Annotated in this window: 15 protein-coding genes; 10 read left to right on the top strand and 5 right to left on the bottom strand. The window is 51.8% G+C overall.

Going from position 1 to position 22,731, the window contains the following annotated elements; all coding sequences use genetic code 11:
* The first annotated feature begins 47 nt into the window (after positions 1-47).
* From DXD65_RS09165 to DXD65_RS09125, 10 genes are all read left to right on the top strand, one after another.
* Positions 48-1,133, top strand: a complete 1,086-nt coding sequence (locus tag DXD65_RS09165) for a M57 family metalloprotease (RefSeq protein ID WP_008662714.1) — start codon at positions 48-50, stop codon at positions 1,131-1,133.
* Between the two features lie 85 nt (positions 1,134-1,218).
* A complete protein-coding gene (locus DXD65_RS09160) occupies positions 1,219-3,669 on the top strand; it encodes a glycoside hydrolase family 9 protein (RefSeq protein WP_057258726.1) in 2,451 nt (816 codons plus the stop codon).
* An 11-nt stretch (positions 3,670-3,680) separates the two neighbouring features.
* Entirely contained in the window at positions 3,681-4,907 is a 1,227-nt protein-coding gene (locus DXD65_RS09155; RefSeq protein WP_008662716.1) for a DUF5009 domain-containing protein, read from the top strand.
* Between the two features lie 5 nt (positions 4,908-4,912).
* Positions 4,913-6,313, top strand: coding sequence for a family 10 glycosylhydrolase (locus tag DXD65_RS09150; RefSeq protein WP_117887572.1), 1,401 nt, complete (start codon positions 4,913-4,915; stop codon positions 6,311-6,313).
* A complete protein-coding gene (locus DXD65_RS09145; RefSeq protein ID WP_008662718.1) occupies positions 6,310-7,062 on the top strand; it encodes a carbohydrate-binding family 9-like protein in 753 nt (250 codons plus the stop codon). The genes DXD65_RS09150 and DXD65_RS09145 overlap by 4 nt, the downstream gene beginning before the upstream one ends.
* Before the next feature lie 114 nt (positions 7,063-7,176).
* Positions 7,177-8,292: a peptide chain release factor 2 gene (gene prfB / locus DXD65_RS09140; protein ID WP_005830350.1), complete on the top strand. Its 1,116-nt coding sequence runs from the start codon at positions 7,177-7,179 to the stop codon at positions 8,290-8,292.
* 80 nt (positions 8,293-8,372) lie between these two features.
* Positions 8,373-8,507: a hypothetical protein gene (locus tag DXD65_RS21475; RefSeq protein WP_005830349.1), complete on the top strand. Its 135-nt coding sequence runs from the start codon at positions 8,373-8,375 to the stop codon at positions 8,505-8,507.
* A 19-nt stretch (positions 8,508-8,526) separates the two neighbouring features.
* Positions 8,527-8,994 (top strand): CYTH domain-containing protein, encoded by a 468-nt coding sequence (locus tag DXD65_RS09135; protein ID WP_005834595.1) that lies wholly within the window; start codon positions 8,527-8,529, stop codon positions 8,992-8,994.
* Between the two features lie 34 nt (positions 8,995-9,028).
* Positions 9,029-10,324, top strand: coding sequence for an MgtC/SapB family protein (locus tag DXD65_RS09130; RefSeq protein ID WP_005830344.1), 1,296 nt, complete (start codon positions 9,029-9,031; stop codon positions 10,322-10,324).
* A 150-nt stretch (positions 10,325-10,474) separates the two neighbouring features.
* Positions 10,475-13,006: a TonB-dependent receptor domain-containing protein gene (locus DXD65_RS09125; protein ID WP_008662721.1), complete on the top strand. Its 2,532-nt coding sequence runs from the start codon at positions 10,475-10,477 to the stop codon at positions 13,004-13,006.
* Positions 13,007-13,093: 87 nt separating this feature from the next.
* On the opposite strand, the gene DXD65_RS09120 is transcribed toward DXD65_RS09125, so the two are convergent.
* The 5 genes from DXD65_RS09120 to DXD65_RS09100 all read right to left on the bottom strand — a co-directional run bounded on the left by DXD65_RS09120 (position 13,094) and on the right by DXD65_RS09100 (position 22,658).
* Complete coding sequence (locus tag DXD65_RS09120) at positions 13,094-14,428, bottom strand: glucoamylase family protein (RefSeq protein ID WP_035447069.1); 1,335 nt, start codon at positions 14,426-14,428, stop codon at positions 13,094-13,096.
* 44 nt (positions 14,429-14,472) lie between these two features.
* Complete coding sequence (locus tag DXD65_RS09115; protein WP_008662722.1) at positions 14,473-15,336, bottom strand: endonuclease/exonuclease/phosphatase family protein; 864 nt, start codon at positions 15,334-15,336, stop codon at positions 14,473-14,475.
* Between the two features lie 39 nt (positions 15,337-15,375).
* Complete coding sequence (bglX, locus tag DXD65_RS09110; protein ID WP_117887577.1) at positions 15,376-17,706, bottom strand: beta-glucosidase BglX; 2,331 nt, start codon at positions 17,704-17,706, stop codon at positions 15,376-15,378.
* 315 nt (positions 17,707-18,021) lie between these two features.
* Positions 18,022-19,542 carry a RagB/SusD family nutrient uptake outer membrane protein gene (locus DXD65_RS09105; protein ID WP_098031818.1) on the bottom strand — a complete coding sequence of 507 codons (1,521 nt, stop codon included), beginning with the start codon at positions 19,540-19,542 and terminating at the stop codon, positions 18,022-18,024.
* A gap of 80 nt (positions 19,543-19,622) precedes the next feature.
* The gene (locus DXD65_RS09100) at positions 19,623-22,658 is read right to left on the bottom strand and encodes a SusC/RagA family TonB-linked outer membrane protein (RefSeq protein WP_117887576.1); all 3,036 of its coding nucleotides are present in this window, start codon (positions 22,656-22,658) and stop codon (positions 19,623-19,625) included.
* Positions 22,659-22,731: the final 73 nt, after the last annotated feature.

Below are 22,731 nucleotides of genomic sequence, written 5' to 3'. Positions count from 1 at the left end.
CATATTTCCCTTTATGTATTTTTTGTTTAATATAATAATTGATTATTATGAATTCAAAATATCTCGTGAATGGCTTGTTTATATTATGCTATTCTATGTTTTTAATGTTTATGAGCGCTTGTTATAATGAGTTGGAAACTGTTGACTTTGAAGAACAAGAAGAACAGCAAAGCGTTTCAATAGAAGATGGTATGTGTATAATCCAATCACTTGGATTCGATACTTTAGATGTGGTAGAGTTGAAGTCAGGTTATCTTATTCAAGGTGATATATACCTTGAAAAAAGTAAACTTGTCACTTATAGTCAACCACAAACAAGGCAGGCTTATCATACTACCGGTTTAATTGGTCACCCCAAACAAAGAGCAATTACCGTTGGTGTTGATAGCTCGATACCTGCATCAGGTGTGGATGATTGGCGAGATGAAATACAGGAAGCCATCAATCTGTGGAATCCTCTTAGTAACCTTAAAATGACTTATACTACAGCTGCCAATCCGGATATACTCATCCGTAGTGATGCTAGCGCTCCTTTACCGAACAATACTATTGCGGCAGGCTCTTGGCCTATGAATGGAAAACCAGGTTCCTCTATTTGGATAAATTTGGATTATGATTATAACAAAACCATTCCAAGACTTCAGAAGATATATAATATGGTACATGAGTTGGGACATTGCTTCGGACTAAGGCATACAAATTGGAAATCATTGGGTGAATCTGTGGCCAATGGTATTACTGGAACTTTTGATTCAGATCCCTATTCTGTGATGAATGGAGGAACTGCCGAATATCAATGGTCTGGGTTTAGTGAGGGAGATAAATCAGCGATAAGTTATTTGTATCCTCGATTTTTTGAAGGAGATTTTGTTAATTACCCAACAGAGGTAAAGCGCTTTGGAGTTGACGTGTATATGGTACGTGTTGTCGGCAATCACCCTATTCTGAAATATGAATGGGGGACTACAGGCATGTTTTTGCTTGCTTCCGAAGGAGATGCTGCTAAAGTTATTTTTGGTAGTCCTGTAACTTCTGAACTTAGGGCATATGTTACTACTGTATATGGAGAAACTTATTGTATTAGTAGAGAGTATGCCACTCAAACAACTATTCAAAGACTTGTTGAAAATTGAGATTAGGCATAGTTCCTCATATATTTGTACTAATTTTCTTCTCCTTTATGCTTTAATCACCTTATAACTTAATAATTATAATATGATGAAGAATGTAATAAAACTTATCTTTTTGCTTTTTGATTTAGTTATCGGTTGCTGCGTTTTGCTTCATGCCCAGGTAGATGAAAAGTTGAAAGCCGACATCGTCAGCACGGGCTACGTGCACAGTCCGTTACCGCTCGACGAGACAAAGGCTTTCGAAACATTCGGCTTGAAAAAGAAAGTGTTGGAAACCGTGATGCTGTGTGATATGGAGGATTTCTCCAAATGGTCGCATAAGGGCATCGGTAAGATTGGTTTGACTGACGAACGGAGCAAGTCCGGCAAGCACAGTCTGCGTCTGGAAGCTCCCGCCCATCCGGAGAAGATTCTTGGCTGGGGTTTGGGACGCGGCACTTGCATGGCCTCTTATGATATAGGAGGTGTGAACTGGGAAGGTTACAACCGCCTGAAGTTCTATATCTATCCCACGTGCGAAGGAGCACGCAGCATCTACCTCAACCTTTATGTGGAGAATGACGGAGAAATAAAAGTACCCGACATTTACGGTCGGGAAGGCTACCACGAAATCAATCTGAAAAATAACCAATGGAACGAATGCTTCGTCGAGATGTCCGGACTGGCGCGCGACAAGGTAACCAAGATTTCATTTGCCATCGAAGTGTTCGGCAAAGAACGTACTATGGGCGACTTCCTTCGCTTCGATGTAGATGCCGTGGAACTTCAGAAGGTGGAGAACCCGGAAACCGTGAAAGGCTGGATGCCTGCACAGAATCGCATCATCTTCTCTACTACCGGTTATAGTATAGAGAGCCCCAAAAGCGCCATTGTCAATGTGGAAAAGCACGGCGGACAGTTCCAGTTGAAGGATGCCGCTACGCAGGCCATTGTTTATACCGGTCCCGTTCGTAAGGAAAAGACCGGCCTGGGAGAGTTCGAGACAATAGACTTCTCGGACTTCAAGACACAAGGCCGTTACGTCATTCAGGTAGGGGATGTCACCACCTTGCCTTTCTATATCCATCAGGATGTGTGGGATGATTCTGCCTGGCGTATGGTGAACTTCCTGTTCTGCGAGCGTTGCGGTTATCCCGTTCCCGGAAAGCACGGGGCTTGTCATAATGACCTGCATGCCACTTACAACGGACATATCATTCATATAAACGGAGGATGGCACGATGCCGCCGATATGTCCCAACAGACCTTACAGACGGGAGAGATAGCCTATTCCTTGCTCTTGATGGCCGAACGTGCCAAAGAAAAAGGCAATATAGACTTGTACAACCGCCTGATGGAAGAGGCTTTGTGGGGAATGGACTATGTGATGAAGACCCGTCTGGGCGATGGCTACCGTGCACAGACATGGGGCACCAACCTATGGACCGACGGTAAGGTGGGCACCGACGATGATGCCGGTCGCCGCGAACTGCTTGTCCATAACGGAGCTTTGGAGAATTTCCTGCTTGCAGGAATTGAAGCGTATGCCTCCATGAGGATTGAAAATGACGAGTCGCTTAAGGGTAATCTGAAGAAGATTGCAAAGGAAGACTTCGGCTATGCCATGAAGCGCTTCAACGAACTTGGCTTTGCCGAGCTGATAAAGAAGGGTGGGGGACATGCCGCCATGGCATCCGAGAGCCAGTATCACGCCAACATCTCATGGGCGGCCAGCATGCTCTATAAGCTGACCGGCGAACAGCAGTATGCCGATGAGGCTGTAAAAGCCATCCGCTACACCTTGCAGTGCCAGCGCACCGAACCGTTGAAAGACAAAGACAAGACCTGCGGCTTCTTCTATCGCGATTTGGCAAAGAAGTCCATTGTACACTATACTCATCAGTCTCGCGATTATGCCTACATGGAAGCCCTTGCCGCCCTCTGCGAAACGCAGCCCCGTCATGCCGAGTATGAGCAGTGGATTCGTGCCATGAAACTCTATGGCGGTTATCTGAAGAACATCATGAAGTATGTATATCCTTATGGAATGGTGCCCAGCGGCATCTATCACAAGGATGAAGTGAAGGACTCCGTCAACTTCTACGCCGTCCAGGTAGGCATTCGCAGTGGTGCTGCGAAGGATTTCAAAGAACAGCTCGAGAACGGTATCCGTCTGGATAAGGAGCATTACTTGCGTATATTCCCCGTCTGGTTCTCGTTCAAAGGAAATATTGCCGTACATTTGTCTACCGGAAAAGCCGCAGCCATTTGCGCCAGAGTGTTGAAGGACAAGGAACTGAAAGACATTGCCGAACAGCAGCTCTTCTGGGTTGTAGGCAGGAATCCTTTCGGACAGTCCATGATTTATGGGGAGGGCAGCAACTATCCGCAGCTCTATACGGCACTGCCCGGAGAAACGGTAGGAGAGATACCCGTAGGTATGCAGTCTTATTTCAATGAAGATGCTCCCTACTGGCCGCAGTTCAATACGGCTACTTATAAGGAAGTCTGGGGCTCTTCGGCTGCCAGATGGCTGATGTTGGTTTCCGAATTCTAAAGCAAGATGATATGAGTGACAAGACTGTTTATTCACGGCGCAATCCGGCCATTGACATGCTGAGGGCGTTGACCATGTTCACCATGATTTTCGTCAATGACTTCTGGAAAGTGCATGACGTACCCCATTGGCTGGAACATGCCGTTTATGGTGAAGACTTTATGGGACTGGCGGATATTGTATTCCCCTGCTTCTTGTTTGCAGTGGGAATGTCCATACCATACGCCATCGAACGCAGATATGCCAAAGGCTTTTCGGCAGAATCCACCTTAGGACATATCCTTTCCCGCACCTTTGCTTTGCTGGTGATGGGGGCATTCATCACAAACTCGGAGTTCCGGCTTTCACCGGAAGCTCCCTATCCGATAGGGGTATACTGGTTCTTGATGGCCATAGGCTTTATCGGCGTGTGGAACCAATATCCGAAACCGGCTTCCGGTACTCAGAAGAACCTTTTCCGTGCTTTCAAGATAATCGGCGTATTGGTTCTTCTCTACCTTGCCTTTACCTTCCGCAATCCGCAGGAAGGTGTATTCGGGGCTTATTGGGGAATATTGGGATCCATCGGCTGGACTTATCTGGTATGTGCCGTGATTTATTTCTTCAGCCGTGACCGGTTGAAGTATCTGCTGCCCATCTGGGGAGTCTTCATTCTGATATGTCTGTTGGGCACGCCTTTGCGCGAAAGCTTTGGCGGCGAGGCCATTCTTACCTTTCCCGAACGTAACTTCTATCAAGGTATGCTGGGCATCCTGCACATCGGCAACGGAGCTTTGCCCGCATTTACAATGGGAGGTATCATCCTTTCCATTCTCAGTGCCCGCTATGCCGACAAGGGTGACGGTTGGAAACTTCGCAACGGGCTGACGGCTGCTGTCCTGCTTCTGTTGGCCGGGATAGGGGCGCATCATTTTTGGATTGTAGCCAAGATAGGCGGCACTCCTCCCTGGGTGTTCTATGTAACTGCCATTTCCGTGGCACTCTATACGGTGCTTGGCTGCTTGGTCAGTCATCAGGTCACGGGCTGGTTCAATCTGATACGCCCTGCCGGAACGGCTACGCTGACTACCTATCTGGTGCCTTATGTCTTTTATGGATTCGCCGATGTGACCGGTGTTATCCTGCCGGACTGGTTTACGCATGGATTCATGGGACTGGTCAATTGCCTCTGCTTTGCCTTTGTGGTAATCGGCGTTACCTGGGTGATGGAAAAACTGCACGTTAAACTTAAAATTTAGATAGAATGAAAAAGAACTTTTTACCTGCATTCTTATTGCTGTTCCTGGCGCTGGGCCTGTTTTCGTGCCAGCAGGGAACTAAAGAGACAAACAAAGAATATCCCATGTTCTGGACGTGGCTGGACTATCGTCCCGGTATGAACTTCGACTCCATTTGCCAAGTGATGAACGACATCGGCATGGACGGAATCATGCTGAATGCACCGACTCCCGACGATTACCGGGTAGCCATACCGATTGCCCATAAACACGGAATCGAAGTGTATGCCTGGCTATGGACCATGAATCTGGAACACGACCGTGACAAAATATTGAAAGAACATCCCGAATGGTTCAGTGTGAACCGTAACGGCAAGAGCCTGGCAGACACTACCGCCTACGTAGGCTATTACAAATTCCTTTGCCCGGCACTGCCCGAAGTCCGTGAGTTCATCAAGGAGAAAATCAAGGCCTATTGCGAAGTGGAAGGTTTGAACGGCATTGCCATCGACTACCACCGTTTTGTGGATATGGTGCTTCCTACTACCTTGTGGCCTCGCTACGGCATTGTGCAGGACCGTGAATACGCTGCATGGGATTACGGCTATCATCCGGAAATGCTCAAGAAGTTCAAGGAGCAGCATGGTTATGACCCTCGCGAACAGGAAGACCCTTCGCTTGATGTGAAGTGGCGTCAGTTCCGTTGCGACCAGATAACCGAAGTGGCCAATATGATTGCCGAAGTGGTACACTCCTACGGCAAGACAATGGCTGCCTCTCCGTTCCCTACTCCGAAGATGTCCTCGCGCATGGTACGTCAGGACTGGGGCAAATGGAATCTTGACATTGTATTCCCGATGGTTTACCATACTTTCTATACGGGCGATGCCAGCTTCATTTCCGACTGTACGGTGGAGAATGCACGCGACAAGAACGACATGACGACGCTGTATTGTGGCATGACCGCCACGGACGGGCCGATGATGTTTGAGTGCATGGATGCCGCCTTGAACAACGGCGCCCAGGGAATTGCCGTGTTTACGATGCTCGGTCTGCGTTCTCCGGAGGTGAAGAAGCAGTTCAAGGCTTATACGGACAGTGTCAGAGCCGTGCGTGCCGCCAACGGTGGAGTGATAAAGGCAACCTATCCTAAGGTGGCCGAACCGGATCCGTTCAAACACGAAGGCATTATGAAACTGATGCAGGAACGCATGCAGCAAATCATAGCCACGGCTGCCGGTAAGGAAGAGCCGGCTCCGCTGGCATTGGGCGAGTACAAGGAGGTGGATTCCTACGACGCAACGCGCTGTTATCAGGTGGTAGACAATAATAGCAAGACTACTTTTGACGTGACGTTCTATCTTTACGGCGATGTCGTTTCCGGATGGGATGTGACAGTGGCAGACAAGGATTCTTCTAAGAAATGAAAGGACGTTTTATGATAGTGAGAGATTACGGGAGCAAACTCTTTCTGCTCTTTGTGTTTTCGATGGTAGGCATGGTTTATTGCAATGCTCAGAGTGGAAAGAGTTTGCCCGTAAGGAAAGTAATGTGTACGGCTTCACCGGAAGGTGGGGCTGTGCCGTCCTTGCTGGACGGGAACGGGATAGAGTTTCAGCCCCTTGATGTGGTCAACTGGAAAGATTATCCCTACAAGCCGGAAGTGAGTTTCCGCATAGCCCATACGGGGCGCGAAATCCTGCTCCACTACAAAGTGAAGGAAGCCAGTGTGCGTGCAGTGGCCTCCGGAGACAATGGCCGGGTATGGGAAGATGCTTGTGTGGAATTCTTCGTATCTCCCGAAGGTGACGACCGCTATTACAATTTCGAATGTAACTGCGCCGGCAGGCTGCTGATTCAGGGAGGTGCAGTCAATGAGCGCCGTCCTACGGCGAGTCAGGAGGTGCTGGGCATGGTGAAACGTTGGAGCTCGTTGGGCGGCGAACCTTTCGAGGAACGTTTGGGCGAGTGCAGATGGGAACTGGCCATGGTTATTCCCGTTTCCGTTTTCTTCCAGCATTCCGTCGGTTCTCTGGACGGAAAAACAATGAAAGGGAATTTCTACAAGTGTGGTGACAAACTCCAGACTCCCCACTTCCTTTCTTGGAGTCCTATCGGGCTGGAACGCCCCATGTTCCACTGTCCGGCCTTTTTCGGCACCTTGTCTTTTGAATAAATCTTTAGGGTGTTCTGGTGGAATCATTTGCCGTTAGCATTACTTATTGGATTGACAATTGCGGAATTATGTGTTTTTTTATACCTTTGCACTTCCTAAATTGTAAATGCATATATGATTACCGCAGAACAACTGAAAGATATCAAAGAACGTACCGAGGCGTTGAATCGCTATCTGGACATTGAAGGAAAGAAGATACAGGTGGAAGAAGAGCAGCTCCGCACCCAGGCTCCCGGTTTCTGGGACGACCAGAAGGCTGCCGAGGCTCAGATGAAGAAAGTGAAAGGCTTGCAGCAATGGATTTCCGGCTACAATGAGGTAAAGACCTTGACTGACGAGGTACAACTGGCTTTCGACTTTTACAAAGACGAACTGGTGACTGAAGAGGAAGTGGACGATGCCTATGCCAAGGCAATCACTGCTGTCGAGGCCCTCGAACTCAAGAATATGCTTCGCGAGGAAGCCGATCAGATGGACTGTGTGCTGAAAATTAACTCTGGTGCCGGTGGTACGGAGAGCCAGGACTGGGCAAGCATGCTGATGCGTATGTATCTGCGCTATGCCGAGACTCACGGCTATAAGGCCACCATCGCCAACCTGCAGGAAGGAGACGAGGCAGGTATCAAGACTTGTACCATCGAGATTTCCGGCGATTATGCCTACGGCTACCTGAAAGGTGAGAACGGTGTACACCGCTTGGTGCGTGTTTCGCCCTACAATGCCCAGGGCAAGCGTATGACTTCTTTTGCATCCGTGTTTGTCACTCCCTTGGTAGATGATACCATTGAGGTGAACATCGAACCTGCCCGCATGTCATGGGATACCTTCCGAAGTGGTGGCGCCGGTGGACAGAACGTCAATAAGGTAGAGTCCGGTGTCCGTCTGCGCTATCAGTATAAGGATCCATATACGGGCGAAGAGGAAGAAATCCTGATTGAAAATACCGAGACACGAGACCAGCCCAAGAACCGCGAGAACGCTCTCCGCCTTCTCCGTTCCATGCTTTACGACAAGGAACTCCAACACCGCATGGCCGAGCAGGCAAAGGTGGAAGCCGGTAAGAAGAAAATCGAATGGGGTAGCCAGATTCGTAGCTACGTCTTCGACGACCGCCGCGTGAAGGACCACCGTACCAACTTCCAGACCAGTGATGTGAATGGTGTGATGGATGGAAAGATAGACGGCTTTATCAAAGCTTACCTGATGGAGTTTGCAGGAAGTGGCGAATAAATTTTCTCCCTTTCATTTGCATTCTTCCCGAATTTCTTCTTACTTTGTTCATCGTTGAACTTTAAACTATAAAACACACCATGGGAAAAAGTAAAAAGAAAGCAATGCACAGCCAGAAGGAAGAGCAACAAGCCAAGAAAGTGATGATGACGATGGGAGTAATAGCCATTGTATTGGTCATCGCCATGTTTGTGGCTTACTCTTACTGGGGCTGATAAAATCACTGGAAACGACATGCCGCAGGAGATAGAACGGAAATTCCTCGTGACGGGAGAATACAAGCCACAAGCGTATGCACACAGCCGTATCGTACAAGGATACATCAGCAGTGTACGTGGACGGACAGTACGGGTGCGCATCCGCGATGAACGGGGATTTCTCACCATCAAGGGTGCATCCAATGAATCGGGAACCAGCCGCTACGAGTGGGAAAAGGAAATTCCGCTGTGCGAAGCGCGGGAATTGCTGAAGCTGTGCGAACCGGGTATCATCGACAAGACCCGTTACCTGGTGCGCAGCGGACAGCACGTCTTTGAGGTGGATGAATTCTATGGCGAGAATGAGGGACTGACTGTGGCCGAGGTGGAACTCTCCTCGGAAGACGAGCCTTTCGTGAAACCTGCATTCATCGGACGGGAGGTGACGGGAGATGTCCGCTACTATAACTCGCAACTGATGAAACACCCTTTCACCACGTGGTAGCAAACCAATTGTGTGCCGTACTTGTTTAATCGTCATGGAGAAACTTTACGACTACCTGCCAAGAGAACTGGTCACCTTCCTTTTGGTCACTGTATTCTCTTTACTCATCGGGCTTTCACAGCGTAAAATCAGCTTGAAGCGCGAAGGGGAAACTACGCTTTTCGGTACCGACCGCACCTTCACCTTTATAGGCATTCTGGGCTATCTGCTCTATATCCTCGACCCTACGGGCTATCGTCTGTTCATGGGAGGAGGAGCCATTCTGGGACTGCTGCTCGGACTGAACTATTATGTGAAGCAGTCACAGTACCATGTGTTCGGAGTAACCACCATCATTATTGCACTCATCACCTACTGTATTGCTCCCATTGTGGCCACGCAGCCGTCGTGGTTCTACGTCATGGTCATAGTGACCGTCCTGCTCTTCACCGAGCTGAAACACACCTTCACGGAACTGGCCCAGCGCATGAAGAACGACGAGATGATTACGCTTGCCAAGTTCCTTGCCATCAGCGGCATTATCCTGCCGATGCTGCCCAATGAGAATCTTATTCCCGGCATCAACCTGACGCCATACAGTATTTGGCTGGCCACGGTGGTTGTATCGGGCATTTCCTACCTTTCTTATCTGTTGAAGCGTTACGTTTTCCATGAGTCGGGCATTCTGGTTTCGGGCATCGTGGGAGGCTTGTACAGCAGCACGGCTACCATTTCCGTACTGGCGCGAAAGAGCCGTAAGGCTTCTGTGCAGGATGCTCCCGAATATGTGGCGGCCATGTTGTTGGCGGTCAGCATGATGTTCCTCCGTTTCTTGATATTGATAGGTATTTTCAGCCGGGAGACGCTACTGGCCATTTATCCCTACCTGCTGATAATGTCGGTGGTAACGGCTGCCGTGGCATGGTATCTGCATTCCAAGCGGAAACGGGTGGACGACGGCACGCAGACCACGGAGGACGAGGACAGCAGTAATCCGTTGGAGTTCAAGGTAGCGCTGATTTTTGCCATGCTGTTTGTGGTGTTCACTATCTTGACCCACTATACGCTGGTGTATGCCGGCACGGGTGGACTGAACTTGCTCTCTTTCATTTCGGGGTTCAGTGACATTACTCCTTTCATCCTGAACCTGCTTCAAGGAACGGGCAGTGTGGCGGTGCTGGTGATTACGGCTTGCAGCATGCAGGCTATTGTCAGCAATATAGCGGTAAACATGTGCTACGCGTTATTCTTTGCCGGTGGAAAAAGCCCTTTGCGGCCGTGGATATTGGGGGGATTCGGCTCTGTTATTGCCGCAAATATCTGTCTGTTACTTTTCTTCTATTTTCTCTAAATTGCTTTCTTTTTGCTTTTTTAACTCCGAAAGTCTCGTAAATGCATGAAAAAGGGGCTATTTTTGCCGAATTCATTGTGACAAAACTCGAACGGGAAACGTCTAATACCAAGACAATAAACATGAATAGTCACTAAATATAAAAACGCAATGAGAACAAAATGGACTGTGCTGCTATGGATGCTGATGATTTCGGGACTGCTTGCAGCGCAAAACACGGCAAACACTTCTTTCCAGGTTAAAGGAATTTTGCTCGACTCACTCACCCAGGAGGGTGAACCTTATGCTACCATTAAAATCGTGAAGAAAGAGGCCCCTGCAAAGGCGCTGAAAATGCTGGTAACGGACATGAAAGGCCAGTTCCAGGAGAAAGTACCCGGTACGGGCAACTTCGTGATGACCATCACTTCCGTGGGACGTACTCCCATCGTGAAGGACTTTTCTGTGAAGGCAGGGGAGAAGCTGGTGGACTTCGGCACGCTGTATATCGTAGATGCCTCCAATGAGCTGGGGCAGGTGGAAATAGTGGCACAGAAGCCTCTGGTGAAGGCAGATATCGACAAGATAGAGTACAATGTGCAGGATGACCCTGACGCCCAGTCGAACTCCGTGCTGGAAATGCTTCGCAAGGTACCGTTGGTAACGGTGGATGGCGAGGACAATATTCAGGTGAACGGGAGTAGCAGCTTTAAGGTATATGTCAACGGAAAGCCCAACAACATGATGAGCAACAACCCGACGGAAGTGCTGAAAAGTATGCCTGCAAACAGTATCAAGCATATTGAAGTGATAACCAATCCCGGCCCCAAGTATGACGCCGAGGGTGTGGGCGGTATTCTGAACATCGTCACCGTGGGCAGCGGACTCGAAGGCTATACGGCTACGTTCAGTGCCAACGTCAGCAACCGCGGTGCAGGCGGCGGGGCATTCGGTACCATAAAGAGCGGAAAGCTGACCGTCAGCGCCCGCTACAATTACAATTACAACGACCAGCCCCGCAACTACAGCAGTGGTAGCCAGCATGTGACACCGGAAGCTGTTACGGAGAATTCTTCCAATCTGGACTATGACGGCAGCAACAAGGGACACGGTTCTTTCCAGTCGGGCAGCATGGAGGCCAGCTACGAAATAGATACATTACGCTTGGTTACCATGTCTTTCGGACTTTGGGGCGGTGGGAATAAGAGTAACGGCTCTACGGACTACATCGCCACCTTTCCAGAGAACATAAACGCTGCTCCCATTTACAGCTACTCTGCCTTCAACCGCAGCAAGTCTTCCTGGTATTCCATCGACGGAGGTATCGACTACCAGCGTCTGTTCAAGGTCAAGGACCGCATGCTGACGTTCTCCTACAAGATAAACACCCGTCCGCAAACGTCGGATTCCTATACGGAATATGAAATAGACAATGGCTATAACCCCGATTGGGCAGACTATCTGAACCGTTTGAAGAACCAGCATAACGACGGTGAGCAGAATACCACGGAGCATACGTTCCAGGCCGACTATACCACGCCTATCGGCAAGCTGCATACATTGGAGGCAGGTGCCAAGTACATTCTGCGCAACAACTCCTCCGAAGACGACCGTTTTGATGCGGACGATACCGGAAAGTATGAATACAACAAGGACCAGAGCTCACACTACAAGCATTTGAACGATATTATCGCCGCCTATCTGGGATATGGACTGAAGGTGAAGAGACTTTCGGGCCGTTTGGGATTACGCTACGAGCATACCATCCAAGATGTGAAGTATCTGGTGGGCCGCGGCGAGGATTTCACAAAGAACTTCGACGACGTAGTGCCTTCCGCTTCTATCGGCTACAAGCTGACGGATATGTCCAATCTGCGTTTGGGGTACAACATGCGTATCTATCGTCCGGGAATCTGGTCTCTGAATCCTTATCTGAATGATACGGACCCCTCCTATATCAGCCAGGGTAATCCGAAGCTGGACAGTGAGAAGAGCCATGCTTTCAACTTGAGTTACAGTAACTTCACACAGAAGTTCAATATCAATATCTCGGCCCGCTACTCGTTTACCAACAACAGTATTGAGAATGTGACAAGGCTCATGCCCGATACGGAGATTGAGGGATTGAAGAACCCCACGGGCAAGGATGTGCTTTATTCTACCTATGCCAACATCGGCAAGACCCGTTATGCCAGTGTGAACGGTTACGTCAACTGGAATGCCACTCCACGTACACGTATCTACATGAACATGAGCGGCAATTACTCTTATCTGGAGGGCAGTGAAGGCATGCGTAACGATGGCTGGAGCCTCTTTGCCTACGGCGGTGCACAGCAGACGCTGCCCCATGACTGGCGCATCAGTCTGAATGTCTTCGGACAGACGCCGTGGATTATGCTGCAAGGTAAGGGCAGCAGCTTCTTTGATTATGGCTTGAGCGTCAACAAGTCCTTCTTGGACAAGCGCCTCACCTTGTCTGCCTTTGCCAGCAACTTCTTCAAGAAGTATATGGACCAAAGCTCCACCACCGAAGGCAGCGGTTTTATACGGGAAAGCAATTATAAGTACAGCCGCCAACGCTTTGGCATAAGCGTCAGCTACCGTATCGGTGAGTTGAAGGCAAGCGTGAAAAAGGCTGCGCGCACTATCAGCAATGATGATGTGAAGAGCGGTGGCAGTGGTTCCGGTGGCGGCGGTGAATAGGTTGTAAATACATCCCCTTCTGAAACTTGTACCTCGCTATTCATCAGAGAATACAAGTTTCAGAAGGGGATTTTTTATGATAGTAAGTTACTTGCTGACTGTTGAGAACCCCAACTCCTTCAACCCTTTCTGCACATCCGGATGACTCATGAAGAGCTTCCACAGCAGTCCCGACCGATAATTCTCGAGCATGACGGCTATCGGGCCCTGGTCAATGGCGAGGTAGCGCTGCGGATACCAGTTGTCCGTTTCGCTGAAAGCATCGTAGAAGCCATAGGGGCCGAAGACCTTATCTCCCATCTCGTAGAGGTGGCGCATCACTTGCAACGACTGTTCCGGGGTATAGACGATGGATGACAAGGCGGCAGTTGGAGAGATGACTCCCTGGTCGTCGCGTTCGTTGGGAGCGTGGGCGGCATATCCGTTGACGGAGTAGCTGGCTGTCAGTCCCCAGCAGTCGGGCCCGAAACCTTTGTAGTGCTTGGGGTTGCGGACACAGTAGGCACGGTTCACAAGCGTCAGGTTACGCATCTCGTCGAAGTAGTTGGCGCAGTATTCATCCTTCAGCCCGATGGGGTCGAGGCCGAGAAACGAGTATTGTGCCCAGAAGAGCGGTCCGGCTTCTGTGCCTTGATAGCGCAGATGCAACTCGATATTCTCCACTTTATGAGGGTCTACAATGGCCCCGTTCTGCGCCCAGCCCTCGTGATAGACTGCTGCAGGCACGCCGTGGGTAGGCGAGGCGGCGGCAAGGATATACATGATGAGGCATTCGTTGTAACCGTGTACGGGAAAGTTCATTTCCCAACCGTATTCCGGACTCCAGTGCCAATAGAGCACGTTCTGGCCGTTCTGGCGGTAGAAGTTCCAGTCCACTTCGCGCCACAGCTTGTCGATGCGGGCGGCGAGGGCTTGCTCGGCGGGCGAACCGTCGATGTAGTACTGGTGGACGGAGAGCAGCGCCTGCATGATGAAGGCTGTTTCTACCAGGTCGCCGCCATTGTCTTTCTGCCCGAAGGGTTTCACCTTGCCCGTATCGCCATACCACCAGTGCGGGTAGGCACCGTGGAAACGGTCGGCGGTTTCGAGGAAGGAGACGATTTTCTCCATTCGTTCCAGCCCTTCCTGGCGGGTGACATAGCCGCGGTCTATACCGGCAAGTATAGCCATGATGCCGAAGCCGCTTCCACCGGACGTGATTACGTTCTGGTCGTTCTCCGGATAGACACCGTCCATGTGGATGCGTTCGCGTGCCAGTCCGCTGTTGGGCTCGGCACCTTCCCAGAAGTAGTTGAAGGTACGGCGCTGTACGGTGTCCATCAGGGCATCGTCGCTCAGCCGGTCTTCTTTGGCGGCGGGGCTTTTGCATTGCGTGAAACCGAGCAACAGCAGGAACAATAATAAACAGTATTGTATTTTCATTGTACCAATGCTTACTTGTTTTTTTATCATTTACTTATCTATATTCATTGCACGGTCAATTCAACAAGTATAGGACAGTGGTCGGAAAGGTAGCTGTTCTCCGGTTTGTCTTGGATAACGCGGTAGCGGTCTATCTTTGCGCCTTTGGTCACGAAGACATAGTCCAGCAGTACGCGTTCCTCCACCGGCAGACGGCCGAAGTCATGGAAAGACCAGGACGGACCGTAGGTGACGGCAGCTGTCTTTGCGGCATTTTCCATTCCTCCCTTTTCCAGCGTTTGCAGAGGTTCTTCACCGGGCGTACAGTTAAAGTCACCGGTGATGATGGCGGGCATGTCCGGTGCTATCTCCTTGATTTTGTCGAGAATGAGTTGCACGCCCTCTTTGCGGGCTGTCTTTCCGTCGTTGTCCAGATGGGTGTTGAAATATACAAACTTTTGTCCGTTGTTCTTTTCCTGCAGTATCGCCCAGGTGGTGACACGGTTGTAGGAAGCGTCCCAGCCCTTGATGCCGATAGTTTCGGGTTGCTCGCTGAGGGAGAAATTGCCGTATTCCACCAGTGTAAACCGGTCGGTCCGGAAGAATATCGGGCAGTATTCGCCTGCTTCCTTGCCGTCGTCGCGCCCCACACCGAGTGCTGTGTATTGCGGCAGCCCGCGTTTTAGGTCTTCCATTTGGTTGTGAAGCACTTCCTGCATGCCCAGCAAGTCGGGGCTGTAGTAGGCTATCATACGGCAGGCGTCACCCTTGCGGTAATTCCAGTTGTTTACACTGTCCGAAGGAATATCCAGGCGGACATTGAACGTCATCACTTCCAGCGGCTGTCCGTTCTGTGCGGAGGGCTGGCTCTTGCAGCTGCCAAGGAGCAGAATGCTGCAAAAACAAAGGAGTAAAGTAGTATATCTCATGTTTTCTTGTTTTTAGAGTGCAATATTAAATATTTTATTTTATTTCAGTGTCAGTCGGGCTGTCTTTTCTGCCTGGCTGCTGCCACCTATCATCACATCGAAATCTCCCGGCTCGGCCACGTGGTTGAGGTCGTAGTCGTAGAAGCGGAGCAGCTCAGGGGTAATCTTGAAGGATACGGTCTTGCTTTCGCCCGCTTTCAGGAACACCTTTTCAAAGCCTTTCAGCTCGCGTACGGGGCGGGTAATGCTGCCTACGAGGTCGCGGATATAGAGCTGCACGACTTCTGCGCCGTCACGCTTGCCGGTATTGGTCACGGTGACTACGGCAGTGGTGGAGCCATTTTGTCCCATGACCGGGGTACTGAGGGCGATGTCGCTGTACCGGAAAGTGGTGTACGAGAGACCGTAGCCGAAGGGATACAGCGGCTCATTGTCCACATCCAGATAGTTGCTGCGAAACTTCTCGAACCATTTGCCTTCTGCCAGCGGGCGACCGGTATTCTTGTGGTTATAGAATAAAGGTATCTGCCCCACGTTCTTCGGGAAAGTCATGGTCAGCTTACCGCTTGGGTTCACGTCGCCGAACAGTACGTCGCCGATGGCGTATGCCGCTTCACTGCCACCGAACCATACGTTCAAGATGGCGGGCACATGTTCCTGCTCCCAGGTGAGCGTCAGCGGCCGGCCGGTGAAGAGGGTTAGTACAACGGGCTTTCCGGTCTTCAGCAAGGCCTCCAGCAGGGTGCGTTGCACGTCGGGGATGTCGAGGTCGGTACGGCTCGAGCTTTCACCGCTCATTTCGGAAGACTCGCCCAGGGCGGCTACAATCACGTCGGCACCGGAGGCCACCTTCAAAGCTTCGTCCAGCAGTTCCTTATCCGTACGGTTGTCCCGGCCCAGCGATCGGCCGAATAGGGTGGCGCGTTCCTCGTAGGCTGCATCACCGATGAGGTTGCTGCCTTTGGCGTAGGTGATGTTCACCCGGCCGGCTGTCATTTCTTTCAATCCTTCGTACAGAGAGGGATAGTCGTCCAGGCGTGCGGCAACGCTCCAGGTGCCGGGCATGTTGCTGCGGGTATTGCCCAGGGGGCCGATGACGGCGACGGTGCCTTGCTTCTCTAAGGGAAGGACGGGACGAGAAGACTGCTTGCCTTGTCCCTCAAAAGGTTCGTTCTTCAGCAGTACAAAGCTTTCGGCGGCAATCCGGCGGGCAGCGGCGCGGTGCTCGCGGGTGAAGATGTCGCGTGCGGGACGGCTGAGGTCGCAGTATTTGTAAGGGTCATCGAACAGCCCTAACTTGTATTTCGCTTCAAGGATGCGGCGGCAGGCTGCATCTAGTGTCTTCATGGTTATTTTGCCTTCGATGAGCGACTTTTTCAACGTGCCCACGAAACCTTCGCTCACCATATCCATGTCCACACCGGCGTTGAGCGCACGAGCGGAAACGGTCTGCAGGTTGCCGATTCCGTGTTCCACCATTTCGGAGATACCGGTAAAGTCGGTCACCACAAAACCGTTGAAGCCCCATTGTTTGCGCAGTACATCTGTCATCAGCCAGTGGTTGGCGGTGGCGGGCACGCCGTCCACTTCGTTGAAGGAGGCCATCACACTACCCACTCCGGCGCGGACGGCTGCTTCATAGGGGTACATGTATTCGTTGAACATGCGGTTGCGGCTCATGTCTACGGTGTTGTAGTCGCGTCCGGCTTCTCCGGCACCGTACAGTGCGAAGTGCTTGACGCATGCCATGATTTCGTCGTTCCGTGTCAGTTGGTCGTTCAGGTCTTTTCCCTGATACCCCAACACCATGGCGCGGGCGATGGCGCCTCCGAGGAACGGGTCTTCGCCCGAACCTTCGGATACACGTCCCCAGCGCGGGTCACGGCTGATGTCCACCATCGGGCTGAAGGTCCATGAGATGCCGTCGGCACTGGCTTCGATGGCGGCGATGCGGGCAGACTGCCCGATGGCTGCCATGTCCCACGTGCAGGAGAGGCCGAGGGGGATGGGGAAGATGGTCTCATAGCCATGTATCACATCCATGCCGAACAGCAGGGGGATGCCCAGGCGGGAGTTCTCTACGGCCAGTTTCTGTACGTCGCGTATCTTGGCCACTCCTTTCAGATTGAAAAGCCCTCCCACGAGCCCCTGCTCAATCTTCTTGGCCACGTCGCTGCTCTTTGCCTGACCGGTGGTGATTTCTCCGGTCACGGGCAGGTTGAGCTGGCCGATTTTCTCTTCCACAGTCATCCGGCGCATCAGTGCGTCGATGAAGCGGTCCATGTCCTGCGGAGACTTCTGCGCCTGCACGGTGACGCCTATTAAAGCGGTCGCGAGCAGCAGACTTGTTCTCTTGAAAATTTTCTTCATATTCATATTGAATTAATTGTTTGTAAGTATGTTCCCTTCATTGTTTTTAGATTGCCGTCACTCTATTGCAGTGGCGCTATGACTTCTTTGCAACGGTGCTGCAATTTCTCTGCAGTGATACTGCAAACGATTTGCAGCGCTACTGCAACTGCTTTGCAGCAACACTGCAACTGTTGTGCAGTGCTACTGCAACACTTTTGCAGTGCCACTGCAAAAAGTTTGCAGCTCTTTGCAGTAGCAATGCTTTGATTGAAAGCAAGTTATGAAATAGACCTTTTGCCATTGATTGGGTCGGCTGTTTCCTTTGGCCGGGTATCAATAGTCGGGGTTCTGTACCAGTACTCCGTTCGATTTGTCTATCTCTGTCTGGGGCAGAGGCAGCAGCGCATTCTTGTCCTGGTAATTCTTTCCGGCAGCTTGCAGCACTTCTTTGGCAATGCCCCAGCGCACGAGGTCGTAGAAGCGGTCGGGTTCCAGTGCCAGCTCTACGCGGCGTTCGTGGCGAATGGCGTCACGCAGCACAGACTGGCTGGCAGATTCTACCTTCGGAAGCACGTCTGCCAGTGTGCCGCGGGCATGGGCGCGTACTTGTTCCAGATACCCGGCGGCTTCGCCCGTTAGCCCTTTCTCGTTGGCGGCTTCGGCAGCCATCAGCAGCACGTCCGGATAGCGGATGAGGCGGATGTTTACCCAGAAACCCATACGGCTGTACTTGCGGCGCAGTGTCGGGTCCGTGTAGGCCTTCTTGTTGAAGTAGGCACCCATGGCGGTGGATACGGGTGACTCGCCATAAGGCTGGTTGGTATTCTCCGGTGTAATGGGTTCGTCCGTGCTGTGACGGAAGTAGAGCAATGTGGCGTTCCGGCGCGGGTCGCCCGGCTCAAAGGCCTTGCCCATCAGTGAGGTGGCCATGTGCCAGCCCCATCCCAGGTCCCACTCGCCGGCTCCGCGCACCCCTTGCACCTGGCAGAACTGGCTGCCGATGCTGGCGTCCTCTTTCATGGCGTCGGTGGCTTCACATTGCAGTTCGAAGATGCTCTCACCGCAATTCTCCCCTTCTACGGTGAAGACTTTGTCGACCGGTGTATTCAGGTTGTAGATGCCCGACTTTATCACTTCGGTGGAGGCTGTGTACATATTGTCCCAATCGTTCCGCATCATATAGGTGCGTGCGTGCAGGGAGCGTGCGGCGCCCCAGGTCAGCCGTCCCGTATAGTCGCTGTCCCACCGCAGGGGCAGGCATTCTTCGGCTTCGGTCAGGTCTTTGTCAATCTGTTCGTATATCTTTTCCGCCGTGGTCTTGGGCACGTTGGCATCGGAGGCTTCCACTACCTTGATGGTGACCAGCGGCACTTCGCCAAAGGCGCGTACCAGGTTGAAGTAGCACCAGGCACGGAAAAAGAGCGCTTCGCCACGGTTGCGGATGGCTTCGGTGTCGTCCTTGTGTCCGCTCTTCTCAATGTCGTCCAGGATTTCGTTGCACTGGTAGATGATTTTGTAGTTCTGTCCCCAATAGGCACTCAGAGGGCCGTTGGAGGCAGTGTATTCGAAGTCGTCCCACATGGCGGCCTCGTTGCTGCCGTCGCCGGCATCACTGCCTTTCTCGGAGTCCTCGCTGCGCACCATGTGCACCATAAAAGCAGGAATACCGGCAGTGATGTCGTACGAGCGCATCAGGTAGTAGACGTTGAATATCTTCCCGCCTACAAGGGCGTTGGGAGAGTCATCTTCCGTGAACTGCCCCAGCGGATCGCGGTCCAGGAAGTCGTTGCAGGATGTCAGTGAGAGGGCTGTTGCACCCACCAGCAATGTAAATATGTATTTTATCAGTTTCATAAATTTATATTTTTCATTCCCCGTTCCCTTTGAAGGAGTCGGGGGAGGTTTGAAGTTACTCTTTTTTAGGGGAGAGGCTTTTAGAACGTCAGATTAAATCCGAACGTATAAATCGCCGGCATCGGATAACTGCCGTCGTCCACCCCGAAGGCGATGGCGCTTCCGCCCAGTTCCGGGGTATATCCGGTGTTGTGCTTCCACGTCTTCAGGTTCTGTATGTTCACGTAGAGCTTCAGCGCCTGCATGCCTATCTTCGAAATCAGCGCCTTGTCGAAGTTGTATGCCAGCGACACGTTACGGATGCGGAAGAACGAGCCGTCCTCTATGTAATACTCGGAGTTCAGATTGTTGATGGTATGCTTGGTGTTCAGCAGCGGCTGGGTGTTGCTGGTCCCTTCACCGTGCCAGCGGTCCATGCGTTGCTCCATAAAGTTGAACTGGCTCCAGTTGTAGTTGTCCCAGGTACGGTAAATCTGATTGCCGCCTTGTCCCATCATGTCAACGGCAAGCTCCCAGTTCTTGTAGCCCAGGCCGAGCGTGAAGCCGTAGGTGACATCGGGTGTAGGATTACCAATCATCGTACGGTCTGCCGTGGTGATTTCACCGTCACCGTTCACGTCGCGGAATTTCAGGTCGCCCGGGGTGACGGTTGCCAGTGTGTTCTTGGGAGAGTGCTCAATCTCCTCCTGGGTCTGGTAGACGCCTTCCACCTTGTAGCCGTAGAAGTAGCCGATGGGGTATCCTGCCATTGTGTAGCTCTGCTGCTTGTCTCCGGCTATGATGGAGTAGCCTTCCTGCACGAGGCTCAGTACCTTGTTCTTGATGGTGGCAAGGTTCATTCCGATGTTGTAGTTCCAGTCGCCTATCCGGTCGCGCCAGCTTAGGGCCAGCTCTACGCCCGAATTCTCGATGGAGCCGAGGTTTCCGATACCCGGTACGGTTCCGGAGATGCCCGGCACTTCGGCCAGCAGGTCTTTGGTTTTCTTCTTGTAGTACACGCCTTCAAAGTGCAGGCGGTTGCGGAGGAAGTTGGCTTCTGCACCGGCTTCCCAGGCTTCCACCTTCTCCCAGCGCAGTTTGGGGTTGGGCAGGTAGGCAAGCTGGTAGCCCGGATAGATGGCGGACGGGGTGCCGAATACGGCAGAGTAGGCATTCGTCAGTAACGGTTCGGCGGGATAGGCGCGGTCCAGGTTTTGGTTGCCCAGTGTGCCCCATGAGCCTTTCAGTTTCAGCATATCCAGCCAGGTGATGTCCTTCATCCATGCTTCCTCGCTCATCAGCCAGCCCAGGCCGACGGAGTAGAAGTTCTGCCACTGGTTGCCGGTGTAGGAGAAGGCGGAAGAACCGTCGCGGCGGTAGGAGCCGTTGAACAGGTACTTGCCCTTGTAGTTGTAGAGCACGCGTGCCAGCACGGACACGGTGGAGCGCTCCCACTGCGTACTGCCGTTGGTGGCGGTGGCTGCGTCGCCGATACTTACGTACCATTTGTCGGGATTGTACGGAATGACCAGGCCTACCCCTTGGGTACGGGCGCCGTTCAGATTCTCGAGCTTGTTGTAGTAGGTGGTGAAACCGGCTGTGGCCATCACGCTGTGGTCTCCCCAGGAGTTGGTGTAGGTCAGCAGATAGTCGCTCTGTACCTTCATTTCCGTTTCTTTGGCTTGGGACACTCCGGTCTTGCCGTTGCCCAGCGTGGCTATGTCTCCCTCGACGCTTGCGTCATATACCTGGATAACCGGGGTGTATGTCCGTGTGCTGTTCGAGGCATAGTCCAGGGAGAACATGGCCTTGAACTGGAAGTGTTTTAGGAAATCCCATTGGCCGTACACATTGCCCGAGCCACGGTAGTTCTCGGCTTTCGTGGTATTCGCCTTCAGGTCCACGTCCACCATCGGGTTGTTCATCTGTGCCTTCTGGAATCCGGGCAGTGAAGTGTAGAGGCCGTACTCGGAATTGAATACATGCGCCACCGGAGCTGCGCGCAGGGCCGTAGCCACACTCTTCGTGTCGGCGGGCAGCATGCGTGCCCCGTTGAATTGGAAACCTACCTTGAGGTTGTCCGTCACTTTATAGTCGTTGCTGATGTTCAGCGTGATTTTGCTGTACTTCTCGTGCTTGATATTGCCTTGTTCGTAAGCATAGCCCGCACCGAGATAGAAGCTGTTCTTGTCCGAGGCACCCGTGATGCTGATGTTGTTGTTGGTGATGAACCCGGTCTGGAAGATTTCATCCTGCCAGTTGGTGTTTCCCGTCCAGTCCGAGAAGTTGTATTCCGGGTTGCCTTCATTCCTCAACTGTTCGTTGTACAGCAGTTTGAAGCCTTCGGCATCCGTCAGTGCAATTTTGTCGGTGATGGACTTGAAACCAAACGAGCCGTTGATATTGACGCGTGTCTGTCCCTCTTTCGCCTTCTTGGTGGTGATGATAATCACGCCGTTGGCACCGCGCACACCGAAGATGGCGAGCGACGACGGGTCTTTCAGTATCTCCATGGATTCGATGTCCTGCGGATTCAGGAAGTTGATGTTGTCGTTGAACAGTCCGTCCACCACATAGAGTGGCTTGTAGCCGTTGATGGAGTTTGTTCCGCGTACACGGATTTCCGGGTCGGAGCCTGCCTTGCCGGAGTTTATCACCTGCACGCCGGCAATCTTGCCTTGCAGTGCGGATACGGGGTTGACCACCGGCTTGTTGGCGATTTCATCGCCTTTGATGTTGGTGATGGAGCCCGTCAGGTCCCGCTTCTTGGCGCTGCCATAACCGATGACCACGGTTTCGGCCAGCATTTGCGAATCGTCCTTCATCCGGACATCGATTATCGACTGGCTGCCTACCTTGATGGCTTGCTTTACCATGCCCACGTATGAAAAATCCAATGTGTTCTCCGGGGTGGCCTGGATGGAGTACCGGCCGTCTATGTCGGTAATCACGCCGTTGGAGGTTCCTTGTACCAATACGGTGGCGCCGATTAGCGGATCACCCAGTGCATCGGTCACAGTACCGGTTACTGTTTTTTCCTGTGCCGATGCGGCGACACTTGCCAGCAGGCACACCGTCAGAAATAGGTTTCTTAGTCTTCCGGTTTTCTTCTTGGGAAGGTTTAGGTTCTTCTTCATTACATTCATCTTTTAGTGGATAACTAATTCAGTTTTCTCCTCTGAACAATCAAAATGCAAAAAAGATTTGGTG

It is taken from the genome of Bacteroides sp. 4_1_36, assembly GCF_003466325.1.
GTDB classification, from domain to species: Bacteria; Bacteroidota; Bacteroidia; order Bacteroidales; family Bacteroidaceae; genus Bacteroides; species Bacteroides uniformis.
This window is presented reverse-complemented; position numbering and strand designations above follow the sequence as displayed.